This window comes from Flavobacterium sp. Root186 (assembly GCF_001428525.1).
Classification (GTDB): domain Bacteria; phylum Bacteroidota; class Bacteroidia; order Flavobacteriales; family Flavobacteriaceae; genus Flavobacterium.
Map to the genome: position 1 here is coordinate 161678 of NZ_LMHW01000017.1, position 11743 is coordinate 173420.

Annotated in this window: 12 protein-coding genes; 1 reads left to right on the forward strand and 11 read right to left on the reverse strand. The window is 32.6% G+C overall.

The annotated features are described in order from the left end of the window. Positions 1 to 5: 5 nt before the first annotated feature. The gene (locus ASD98_RS22940) at positions 6 to 704 is read left to right on the forward strand and encodes a carbohydrate-binding family 9-like protein (protein ID WP_056209417.1); all 699 of its coding nucleotides are present in this window, start codon (positions 6 to 8) and stop codon (positions 702 to 704) included. Positions 705 to 714: 10 nt separating this feature from the next. On the opposite strand, the gene ASD98_RS22945 is transcribed toward ASD98_RS22940, so the two are convergent. The 11 genes from ASD98_RS22945 to ASD98_RS22995 all read right to left on the reverse strand — a co-directional run bounded on the left by ASD98_RS22945 (position 715) and on the right by ASD98_RS22995 (position 11670). Then, positions 715 to 1425 (reverse strand): hypothetical protein, encoded by a 711-nt coding sequence (locus tag ASD98_RS22945; protein ID WP_056209421.1) that lies wholly within the window; start codon positions 1423 to 1425, stop codon positions 715 to 717. A gap of 77 nt (positions 1426 to 1502) precedes the next feature. Next, positions 1503 to 2099, reverse strand: a complete 597-nt coding sequence (hisIE, locus tag ASD98_RS22950; protein WP_056209424.1) for a bifunctional phosphoribosyl-AMP cyclohydrolase/phosphoribosyl-ATP diphosphatase HisIE — start codon at positions 2097 to 2099, stop codon at positions 1503 to 1505. 44 nt (positions 2100 to 2143) lie between these two features. Further along, on the reverse strand, positions 2144 to 2899 hold the full coding sequence (gene hisF, locus ASD98_RS22955) for an imidazole glycerol phosphate synthase subunit HisF (protein ID WP_056209427.1): 756 nt from the start codon (positions 2897 to 2899) through the stop codon (positions 2144 to 2146). Positions 2900 to 3003: 104 nt separating this feature from the next. Beyond that, positions 3004 to 3729: a 1-(5-phosphoribosyl)-5-[(5-phosphoribosylamino)methylideneamino]imidazole-4-carboxamide isomerase gene (gene hisA, locus ASD98_RS22960; RefSeq protein ID WP_056209432.1), complete on the reverse strand. Its 726-nt coding sequence runs from the start codon at positions 3727 to 3729 to the stop codon at positions 3004 to 3006. 122 nt (positions 3730 to 3851) lie between these two features. Then, a complete protein-coding gene (gene hisH / locus ASD98_RS22965; protein ID WP_056209435.1) occupies positions 3852 to 4433 on the reverse strand; it encodes an imidazole glycerol phosphate synthase subunit HisH in 582 nt (193 codons plus the stop codon). Between the two features lie 68 nt (positions 4434 to 4501). Continuing rightward, positions 4502 to 5638: a bifunctional histidinol-phosphatase/imidazoleglycerol-phosphate dehydratase HisB gene (gene hisB, locus ASD98_RS22970; RefSeq protein ID WP_056209439.1), complete on the reverse strand. Its 1137-nt coding sequence runs from the start codon at positions 5636 to 5638 to the stop codon at positions 4502 to 4504. Positions 5639 to 5811: 173 nt separating this feature from the next. Beyond that, positions 5812 to 6858 (reverse strand): histidinol-phosphate transaminase, encoded by a 1047-nt coding sequence (gene hisC / locus ASD98_RS22975; RefSeq protein WP_056209443.1) that lies wholly within the window; start codon positions 6856 to 6858, stop codon positions 5812 to 5814. A gap of 105 nt (positions 6859 to 6963) precedes the next feature. After that, positions 6964 to 8247 carry a histidinol dehydrogenase gene (gene hisD, locus ASD98_RS22980; protein WP_056209446.1) on the reverse strand — a complete coding sequence of 428 codons (1284 nt, stop codon included), beginning with the start codon at positions 8245 to 8247 and terminating at the stop codon, positions 6964 to 6966. 189 nt (positions 8248 to 8436) lie between these two features. Continuing rightward, positions 8437 to 9294 carry an ATP phosphoribosyltransferase gene (gene hisG / locus ASD98_RS22985; protein WP_056209449.1) on the reverse strand — a complete coding sequence of 286 codons (858 nt, stop codon included), beginning with the start codon at positions 9292 to 9294 and terminating at the stop codon, positions 8437 to 8439. 303 nt (positions 9295 to 9597) lie between these two features. Further along, on the reverse strand, positions 9598 to 11004 hold the full coding sequence (locus ASD98_RS22990) for a HAMP domain-containing sensor histidine kinase (protein WP_056209452.1): 1407 nt from the start codon (positions 11002 to 11004) through the stop codon (positions 9598 to 9600). Next, positions 11005 to 11670 carry a response regulator transcription factor gene (locus tag ASD98_RS22995; protein WP_056209455.1) on the reverse strand — a complete coding sequence of 222 codons (666 nt, stop codon included), beginning with the start codon at positions 11668 to 11670 and terminating at the stop codon, positions 11005 to 11007. It abuts the gene before it with no gap. Positions 11671 to 11743 lie beyond the last annotated feature (73 nt).

The following is an 11743-nucleotide window of genomic DNA, read 5'->3' on the forward strand; positions in this document are numbered from 1 at the left end:
ATTTTATGAAATTTAGCTCGTTTTTATACCTTTTGACATTCCTGTATTCAGTAAATAATTATTCCCAGACATTTCCTGTTCATAAAAAAAATGATAAAATAACAATTGACGGTGATTTAATTGATTGGAAAACACCATTTCTCGGGTCTTTTGTAATTCATAATTCCGGAGAAAAAGCTACTCAAAACACAATGGTTTCACTTTCGTGGAATGACGAAAACCTTTATATTGCCTATCATTCCGTAGATTCGAAAATAGTTGGAAAACTTCAGAAAAAAGATTCTAAAATCTATGAAGCTGATGATTTAGTAGAAGTATTTATTGATCCTGATGGCGATGGGAAAAACTATCTTGAAATTGGCATAAATGCTTTTTCTACCAATTATGATATGCTTATAAAGTGTATTTCTCCTGAATGCGGAGGCTGGAAAACGGCAATGAATTTTGATATTGAAGGATTAGAAGCTATCAGCAAAATAACACCTGAAGGTTTTGATACCGAAATTAAAATCCCGTTTTCAAGCTTAGAAAAAATTGAAAACGGAAATTTTATAAAACCTAAAATTGGCACAAAATGGAAAGCAAATACTTTTAGAATTGATTACGGTAATACAACCGAATATCTTGCTCTACAGGATTATAAAAGTTTAAAATTTGGATTTCATCACCCGGAAGAATTTGCTGTTTTTGAGTTTGTGGAGTAGCTTATATTTATTAACTATATGCTTCCATCATATCTGAGTAATATCTTTTTATCTGCATTTTCCCTCGAATTCCAGCAATAAGCAAGCCTAAACCAGACAACACTGCTCCATAAAATATCATATTTCCTTCAGTTCCAACGGTAAAAATTACACCTAGAGCAATCAGAATAAAACCAAAGAAAATATACTTGTTACATTTCTTCCTTACATCTCTTGTCGCAATCATATTTACAAAATCTATTTTTATGTTTAATAAAAATGGAGTTTTAATATTTCTTTGAGCAATTATATTACTTGTTATATAGTAGTTTTCTTTCGAATGAATATCTGATAGATCTCCAAAAGATCCGGTTTTCATAACGATATCTAGAATTTCTTCAAAGTTCGCTAACAATTCTTCATCAGTTAAATCTGCATTATTCGATTCAACTATTTCTTCAATATTTTCTTCAAACTCGGCTCTTTTTTCAGATAAATACTGCATTTGATCTATTGCCGAAAGACTTTCAATATATTCCTTCTCCGTTTTGAAACTATTATCTACTTTTTTAGCATTTTCATCATTTAATATGGTTTCAATATCAACATTTCGTTCTGTCAAAATTTCTTTGGCAACAAGAATTGCATCCGGGTTATATTTGCTGGCATTTTTGGTTACCATTACAATTAATTCTTCATCAGAATGTTTTACAAAACGTTTTCTAAAAGTTTCTATATCCATATTAGTTTTTTGGTAAATATCGAAAAACTAAATTACTTTTAACATAAAAAACAACGGTTTTCCTCTGTTCTAAAGAATTATTTTTGACGTTTCTTTAAAACATTAACAACATCATTTAACTGAAAACCTTTTGCCTGCAATAAAATCAAATAATGAAAAAGTAAGTCAGCACTTTCACTAAGGAATAAATCGTCGTTATCATCTTTTGCTTCAATAACAACTTCTACAGCTTCTTCGCCTACTTTTTGGGCAATTTTATTGATTCCTTTTTCGAATAAAGAAGCTACATAACTTTTCTCAGAATCAGCATTTTCTCTACGGATTTTAATAGTGTTTTCTAACTGAGAAATAAAACCGTAATTTTCTTTGTTTTCCTCCTGCCAGCAAGTATCTGCACCCGTGTGACATGTTGGTCCAACAGGTTTTGCCTGAATTAAAAGCGTATCGCCGTCGCAGTCATTTTTAATGCTTACCAGATTTAAAAAGTTACCGCTTTCCTCGCCTTTTGTCCAAAGTCTTTGTTTTGAACGGCTGAAAAAAGTTACTTTTTGTGTTTCTATTGTTTTTTGAAGCGATTCTTCGTTCATATAACCCAGCATCAAAACATTTTTTGTTTCTGAATCCTGAATTATTGCCGGAATTAATCCGTGTGCGCTTTTTATATCTACGTTCATATTTTTAGTCTAAAGTTGTAAGGTCGAAAGTCTTAAAGTTAAAACTAAATTCGAACTTCTATATTGTTATTTCTTAATTCTTGTTTTAAAGCTTTTATCTCAATCTCTTTAAAGTGAAAAACACTCGCTGCCAAAGCTGCATCTGCTTTTCCTTCTTTAAATGAATCTACAAAATGCTGTATATTTCCGGCACCTCCTGAAGCAATTATCGGGATATTAATTAAGGTTGATAATTTAGCCAAAGCTTCGTTTGCAAAACCATTTTTCGTTCCGTCATTATCCATTGATGTGAACAATATTTCCCCGGCACCGCGTTCTGCTACTTCTACTGCCCAATCGAATAAATTTAATTCTGTTGGCACTTTTCCTCCTACTAAATGTACAACCCATTGTCCGTCAATTTGTTTGGCATCGATTGCCACAACAACACATTGGCTTCCAAATTTCTGAGCCAAATCATTTATTAATTGCGGATTTTTTACTGCCGATGAATTAATCGAAACTTTATCTGCGCCATTATTCAGCAGAATTTCAACATCTTCAACAGACGAAATCCCGCCGCCAACAGTAAACGGAATATTGATTTTTTCCGCTACACTTCGCACCATATTAACCAGCGTTTTTCGACGTTCTTCAGTAGCCGAAATATCCAGAAAAACTAATTCATCTGCACCTTCAGCCGAGTATATTTCTGCTAATTCTACAGGATCTCCGGCATCGCGCAAATCAACGAAATTAATACCTTTTACGGTTCTTCCGTTTTTTATATCTAAGCAGGGTATAATTCTTTTTGCTAACATTTTTTTGTTGTTTCACAGAGATTCACAAAGATAACGCAGAGATTCACAAAGATTTTTTTTAGTGAATCTTTGTGTTTTACTTCGTGCATCTTTGCGAAATAATCTTATTTATTTAAAATATAATTTTCAAGTTGCTTTAGTGTAATTCTTCCTTCGTAAATAGCTTTTCCAATAATGGTTCCTTCACATCCTAATTCAGCTAATTTAGGTAATTCATCAAAAGTTGAAATTCCGCCTGAAGCAATTAGTTTTACTCCATTTGCTTCTTCTAAAATTTTACCGTAAAGATCGAAACTTGGACCTTCTAGCATTCCGTCTTTTGCAATATCGGTGCAAATAACATACTGAATTCCTTTAGTTTGATAATCCTGAATAAACGGAATTAAATCTTCATTTGAATCTTCTAACCAGCCTGAAACGGCAATTTTTTCATCTTTGGCATCAGCTCCCAAAATAATTTTATCAGAACCGTATTCTGAAATCCATTTTTCAAAAATGGCTCTGTTTTTTACGGCGATACTTCCGCCAGTAATTTGATTCGCACCGCTTTCAAAAGCAATTCTCAAATCATCATCAGATTTTAAACCACCGCCAAAATCAATTTTTAAACCCGTTTGTGAAGCGATTTGTTCTAATATTTTATAATTAACAATTTTACTTGATTTCGCACCGTCTAAATCTACTAAATGCAAATATTCAATTCCGTGCGCTTCAAATGATTTCGCTACTTCAAGCGGATTTTCATTATAAATTATTTTGGTATCATAATCACCTTTTGATAAGCGAACGCATTTTCCGTCAATGATATCTATGGCTGGTATTATTCTCATGTTTGCTATTTTAGATTTAAGAGTTTAGATTTTAGATTATTTTCTAAACTGATATTTTGATTGAAATTGATTTTTGATATTGCAATTGGAATTTGGGATTTCAAAAATTGGAATTTTAAACTTTACATTTTTAAAAAATTCTCTAAAATCTTCTCCCCAACTGCACCACTTTTTTCAGGATGAAATTGAGTTCCGTAAAAATTATTTTTTTGCAAGGCCGATGCGTATTCTAAATCGTAATTGGTTGTGGCAATGGTTTCTGGGCAGTTTGGAGCATAAAAACTATGAACCAAATACATAAACTCATTTTCTGGAATAGCAGCAAACAAATCCGATTTTAAGTTATAAATCTGATTCCAGCCCATTTGTGGCACTTTTACTTTTGATGTGAATTTAATCACATCAACATCAAAAATTCCCAAACCTTTTGTATTTCCTTCTTCAGATGAATTGCACATCAACTGCATTCCAAGGCAAATTCCTAAAACCGGCTGTTTCAAATCCGGAATTAGACTGTCTAAACCGCTTTCACGAAGTTTTGCCATTGCTGAACTTGCTTCACCAACACCAGGAAAAATCACTTTATCTGCAGCCTGAATTTCTTCTGGATTATTACTTAAAACAGCTTTAAAACCCAATCTTTCTATAGCAAACATAATGCTCTGAATATTTCCTGCTCCGTAATTTATAATTACTATTTTCATTAAAAAAGCTTTAAGCTTTAAGCCGTAAGCTTTAGGCTTATTGCCTATTGCTTATAGCTTATAGCGTTTTACAACATCCCTTTAGTCGAAGGTAAAATCATTTTTTCGGTATCTCTTTTTACGGCTACTTTTATGGCTTTTGCGAAAGCTTTAAAAATAGCCTCGATTTTATGATGTTCGTTGATTCCTTCTGCTTTGATATTTAAATTGGCTTTTGCACCGTCAGAAAATGATTTAAAGAAGTGATAAAACATTTCAGTTGGCATTTTACCCACCATTTCGCGTTTAAACTCCGTTTCCCAAACTAACCAGTTTCTTCCTCCAAAGTCAATGGCAACCTGCGCTAAACAGTCGTCCATTGGAAGGCAGAATCCGTAACGTTCAATTCCTAGTTTATTACCTAAGGCTTTTGCAAAAACTTCACCTAAAGCAATTGCAGTATCTTCAATCGTATGGTGTTCATCGACTTCTAAATCACCTTTTACAAGGATTTCTAAGTCCATTTGACCGTGACGTGAAATTTGATCTAACATATGATCAAAAAAAGCAATTCCGGTTTCGATTTTACTTTTCCCTGTTCCGTCAAGATTTAGGTTGATGTAAATATCGGTTTCATTTGTTTTACGGGTTATTGATGCAGAACGTGCTTCTAATTTCAAGAACTCATAAATTCTTTTCCAATCAGTTGTCTGCAGAATTATAGTATCATTCAATTCTTCACGTTTTGATGAGATTTCATTGCTTCCAATTCCGTCAGTCATATTCATGAAAATTGCTTTTGCACCAAGATTTTTTGCTAATTCAACATCAGTCAAACGATCTCCTAAAACAAAAGAATTTTCTAAATCATATTCGGGATTGTTTAAATATTTTGTCAGCAATCCGGTTCTAGGTTTGCGTGTTGGTGCATTTTCTTCAGGAAAAGTTCTGTCAACAAAAATTTCATCAAATACAACGCCTTCGTTTTCAAAAGCTTTTAAGATAAAATTTTGCGTTGGCCAAAACGTATTTTCAGGAAAACTATCAGTTCCTAAACCGTCCTGATTGGTTACCATTGCCAGTTCATAATCTAATTCATTGGCAATTTTAGCCAAATATTGAAAGGCTTTTGGGTAAAACTCCAGTTTATTTAAACTGTCTAATTGATAATTTTCAGGTTCTAAAACAATCGTTCCATCACGATCGATAAAAAGTACTTTTTTCATAGTTTATTATTTTGTTCTGCCACAGATTTCACAGATTAAAAGGATTTTTTGTTCCTTTTGCCACGAATTTCACGAATTTTCACTAATTCAATTCGTGTTAATTTGTGAAATTCGTGGCGAAAATCTAAACATAAACAGAATAAATAATCCGTTTAATCTGTGGCCTATATTTTTTACTTCAACAGCTTCAATTCCTTAATCAAAACAGCATTTTCTTCTGGAATACCAATTGTAAAACGCAGGCAATTTTCACATAAAGGCTGAGTTGTTCTATTACGAATTACGATTCCTTTTTCGATTAATTGATCGTATCTTTTATTTGCATCGTCTACTTTAACTAACACAAAATTAGCTTCCGTAGGGTAAACTTTCTCTACAAAATTAACTTCAAGTAAAACTTTAAGTAATTCTTCTCTTTGCTCAATAATAGAATTAATTTCCTGCTTTATTTTTTCAGAATCCTTTAAACGTTCTTTTGCTCTTTGCTGTGTTAATTCGTTGACATTATATGGCGGCTTTATTTTATTTAAAACCGAAATTACAGCTTCTGAAGCATAACAGATTCCTAAACGAATTCCAGCTAAACCATACGCTTTTGAAAGTGTTTGTGTTATTATTAAATTTGGATATTCGTCAATTTCAATAAGCCAGCTTTCTTTCTCCGAAAAGTCAATATAAGCTTCATCAATAACGACTAATCCTTTAAAATTTTGAAGTAGTTTTACCACACTTTCATCAGAAAAAGAATTTCCTGTTGGATTATTTGGTGAGCATAAAAAGATGATTTTTGTGTTTTCATCAACGGCTTCGAGAATCTTTTCAACTTGTGGCTGAAAATCATTTGTCAGTAGAATTTCTCTGTTTTCAATCGCATTTATATTTGCCAAAACACTGTACATTCCGTATGTTGGCGGAAGCGTGATAACATTGTCTGTTTTTGGTTCGCAGAAAGCTCTGAAAATCAAATCTAAAACTTCATCACTTCCGTTTCCTAATAAGATCTGACTTTGTTTTGTATTATTATTTTTAGCTAAAATTGCTTTAACCGAATTCTGCTGGGGATCCGGATAACGATTTACACCATTTTGAAACGGATTTTCATTCGCATCCAAAAAAATCATTTCGGCTGTATCAAAATCCTCAAACTCATCTCTTGCAGACGAATAAGGTTTTAAAGATTTTACGTTTTCACGTGTAATTGTATTTATGTCGAATTTCATTTCTTTATTTTTAAGGAGAAGGAAGAATCAAGAGACAAGAGTAAAGACTCAATTCTAATCCTTTAACTCTTTCATCTTGCTTCTTGCCTCTATATTCTATTTTCTTTATTCTAAACTCTTCAACCTTAAAGTTACAGCATTTTTATGTGCCTGTAAACCTTCGGCTTCAGCCATAATTCCGATAGCTTTTCCAATGTTTTGAATCCCTTTTTCGGTTATTTTTTGAAATGTCATCGATTTCATAAAACTATCCAGGTTTACACCGCTGTAATTTTTTGCATAACCATTTGTCGGCAATGTGTGATTTGTTCCTGAAGCATAATCTCCGGCACTTTCCGGCGTATAATTTCCAATAAAAACTGAACCTGCATTTACGATTCCGTTGCAGTAGAAATCATCATATTCAGAACATATAATAAAGTGTTCCGGGCCATATTCGTTAATTAAATCTAAAGCGATCTGATCATTTTCAACATAAATCAATTTCGAATTTTCGATTGCTTTAACTGCAATTGCTTTTCTTGGAAGCACTTCAATCTGCGTTTGAATTTCTTTTTCTACTTCATTTATGAGTTTCTTAGAAGTCGAAACTAAAATTACCTGACTGTCTGTTCCGTGTTCTGCCTGTGATAATAAATCTGAGGCTACGAAGGCCGGAACGGCAGAATCATCAGCAACAATTAACAATTCTGATGGGCCGGCCGGCATATCAATCGCAACACCAAACTGCGTTGCCAATTGTTTTGCTACGGTTACAAACTGATTTCCAGGGCCGAAAATTTTATAAACTTTTGGGATTGATTTTGTTCCGAAGGTCATTCCTGCAATTGCCTGAATACCGCCCACTTTTAATATTTTAGTTACACCACATAAATTGGCAGCGTACAAAATTGCAGGATTTATTTTTCCTGTTTTATCTGGAGGCGAACACAAAACAATTTCTTTGCAGCCTGCGATCTCAGCCGGAACCGCCAGCATTAAAACTGTTGAAAATAACGGCGCTGTTCCACCCGGAATATATAATCCTATTTTTTGAATTGGTCTTTTTTCCTGCCAGCAATTTACACCTTCAATAGTTTCAATTTCAATTCTTTCTGTTTTTTGAGCTTTGTGAAACTTATAGATATTATCTTTTGCTAATTGTATTGCTTCTTTTAATTCATTCGGAATCAGTGCAATTGCTTCATTTACTTCTGCAGCAGAAACTTCATAATTTTCTAAAGTAATTCCGTCGAAAATTGATGTATACTTTGCTACAGCTTCGTCTCCTTTTTTCTGTACTTCCTTGAAGATTTCTTTTACCGTAACTTCAATATCATCAATCGTTTGGGTTGGCCGTTTTAATATTTCAGACCAAGTATCTGGTTTTGGATTGTCTATTTTATTCATTTTTTTTTATGCTTTAAGCTTTAAGCAGTAGGCTTTAAGCTTTATTAACGTTGTGTTTATTTTAACCGCAAAGTTCGCAAGGTTTTTTGCTATTCTTTGGCTTAGAAAACGATAAGTTCGCAAAGCTGTTATTAAGAATTGGAATTTAGTGTTTTTTTAAAGCTTAAAGCCTAAAGCGCGCAAAGCGTCCTAAAGAACCATTTTCTCAATTGGGCAAACTAGAATTCCTTCTGCTCCTGCTTCTTTTAATTGATCAATTACATCCCAAAAAGTATCTTTATCAATTACGGAGTGAACGCTGCTCCAGCCTTCCTGTGCTAATGGCAGAACGGTTAAACTTCTTAAAACCGGAAGGATTTTTCCAACTGCGTCAATTTTATCATTCGGAATGTTCATCAAAATGTATTTTGAATTTCTCGCTCTTAAAACTGATTGTATTCTGAATTTTAAGGTGTCGATGTGTTTTTGAATTTCTGGAGAAACTTTTGGTGAAACGGCTAAAACTGCTTCACTTTTTAAAATCACTTCAACTTCTTTTAGATTGTTTTTGAATAAAGTGCTTCCGCTTGAAACGATATCCACAATAGCATCGGCAAGACCAATGTTTGGTGCAATTTCTACAGAACCTGAGATTTGGTGAATATCTACTGTTAACCCGAAAGAATTGAAATATTCGTTAACCGTATTTGGATAAGAAGTTGCGATTCTTAAACCTGATAAATCCTGTATTGAATTGTATTCGAAGGTTTTAGGAACGGCAACAGAAACTTTGCATTTTGAAAATCCTAATCGTTGTACAACTTCAATTTCTTTTCCTTTTTCTACTAAAAGGTTATCGCCAACGATGGCTAAATCAACTACTCCGTCAATTAAATACTGCGGAATATCCGAATTTCTTAGATACAAAACTTCAAGAGGAAAGTTTGAAGCTTCAGCTTTTAACTGATCGATTCCGTTGTTGATTGAAATACCGCAGTCTTTAAGGATTTGAATGCTGTCTTCGTTTAAACGACCAGATTTTTGAATTGCAATTTTTAAAGTACTCATTTTTTAGTTTTTTGCTGATTAATAGTTTGAGTACAAAGAATTGGTATAAAAAAACCCGTTTGATGTACTCAAACGGGTTTTAAAATATGATGATTTACATGCATACCATTAACACATCGCTTGAGAGCAATAATGAAAATGATGATGATGTAATTGATTTGAAATCATTGTTTGGTTTGTTTTATAATTCTTTGATTCGGTTGCAAATATACTAGTTAATTTCATAAAAAAGCAATTTTTAATATAACTTAACGATAGTTTATTGTTAAAAAAAATCTGAAGAGCGGTTTTTATTGAAAATTTTCAATTTACGAAAACGTTTTCTAATTCCTTATTAAAGGCTAAGATTACAGTAGTCCCCTCTCCTAGCTGGCTTTCAATTTTAAATTTAACATGAAGCAGTTCGGTAATTCTTTTTACAATAGAAAGCCCCAAACCAACACCTTTAATTTCAGGATGCTCAGTATAATTAGATCTAAAAAAAGGATTTAATATCATCTCTAAATCTTCTTTTGCAATACCAATTCCGTTATCTGAAATTTTACAAATTATTTTATCGTTTTCTTTAAAGAGCAAAATCGAAACTTCTCCCGAAGGATTTGTATACTTTACAGCATTTGAAATAATATTTCTAAGAATCGTTATGATTAAGAAATTATCAGATTGAATATAAAAATCTGTTCCGGCATCAAATTTTACATCAAGTTTTTTGCTTTTTATTTTCTCAGAATTCAGAGTTAAGATATCTAAAATTACAGCATTTAAATAAACCGTTTCTGCGTTAATCTGCTGTTTTTGATTATCGAATCTGGCCATTGTTAAAAGCTGATCCACAAGCACATTTAAGTGGTTAACTTCGTTTATACAATAGTTTATTTTATCTTCATATTCCTTATTATCTCTGGGTTTACGAACCAGTACTTCAAGTGTTCCTTTAATAACAGTCAGCGGTGTTCTTAATTCATGCGAAGCATCAGAAGTGAATTGTTTTTCACGTTCAATAGCATCTTCAATCCGGTTTAATAAATTGTTGATGGTTTTAGAAAGCGTATACAATTCATCGCGAGTTTTAGGCAGCGGAATACGCGCTTTCAGATTGTCTTTTGTAATGATTTTTGAGGTGTTAATTATAGCATTTATAGGTTTAATACTTCTGCCTGCAAAAAATCTGGCTAAAAAGAATAACAATATTAAAATTGCTAAAAATGATAAAAACATGATATCAAATAAATTATTTAATACCATTCTAGAATCAGCCAGCGACATAGCTACTATAATATAGCCTATTGGTTTGTTCTGAACGTTTAATTTGACCTGAATTTGTCGAATAGCATGATCTCCCATTTTGGTATCAAACAACTCATAATCTCCAACAGAATCATGAAATTCAAGTGTTTGTGTTTTCAGATTAGGTGCTTTTTCAATAATCTTTTTATTCAAATCTAAAAATTCAACAAATACAGGATTTACATCTACGGTATTATGTTCACGCTCCTCCCATTCTTCTTCATCAATAAGAATTACTTTGCCATTTTGTACTTTAATTTCTTCTAAATGATTCTGAATTTCGACTTTAATATTTTCGTCAATGTGGCTGTAAACAGTGTGTTTAACGATAGAATATATAACCGAAAAAACTACTAGAATCAATAATCCTGTAGTTATGATATAGTTTAAGGCAATTCTGTTTTTAAAGGAAAGCTGATTCATTTATAAGTCATTAGCGATATAACCTACACTACGGATGGTTTTTATATAATCCTCTTCTATTTTTAAATTGAGTTTTTTACGAATAGCATTCATAAAAACATCAATTACGCCGGTATCGTATTCAAAATTAATATCCCAAACGTCTTTTAAAATCTGATTTCGTGTGCAGACTTTACCTTTATTTTGTATTAAATAAGTCAAAAGTTCAAATTCTCTTTGAGTTAAAGCAATTTCTTCATCATTTTTTAAAACTATATGTTTCGATAGGTCAATTTTAATTGTTCCCAATGAAAGTGCTTCGCTGCCTCCTCGATTCCTGAAATGAATTTTAATTCTTTCAACCAATTCTTCAAAACTAAAAGGCTTTTTGATATAATCGTTTGCACCTGCTTTCAGGCCTTCTATTGTTTCCTGAACGGTATCTTTTGCGGTTAAAAAGATTATCGGCGTTTTTTGGTCTTTGATTCTGATTGCTTTACATAAATCCAAACCATTGATTTTAGGGATCATCCAATCGAGCAAAATCAAATCAAATTTATGGTTCTGAGACAACTCAAAAGCTTTTGAACCATCATTTGCAGTTGTAATTTTATACCCTTCTTCCCGCAGTCCCTGTTCTAAAAACTGGACGATTCCTAATTCATCTTCAACAATTAAAATATGCATATCGTATTATTTTGATCCAGGATTAATCTGTCTCTTTTGCTCTTCAAAGATATAGATTTTAAGGCTCAGAAAC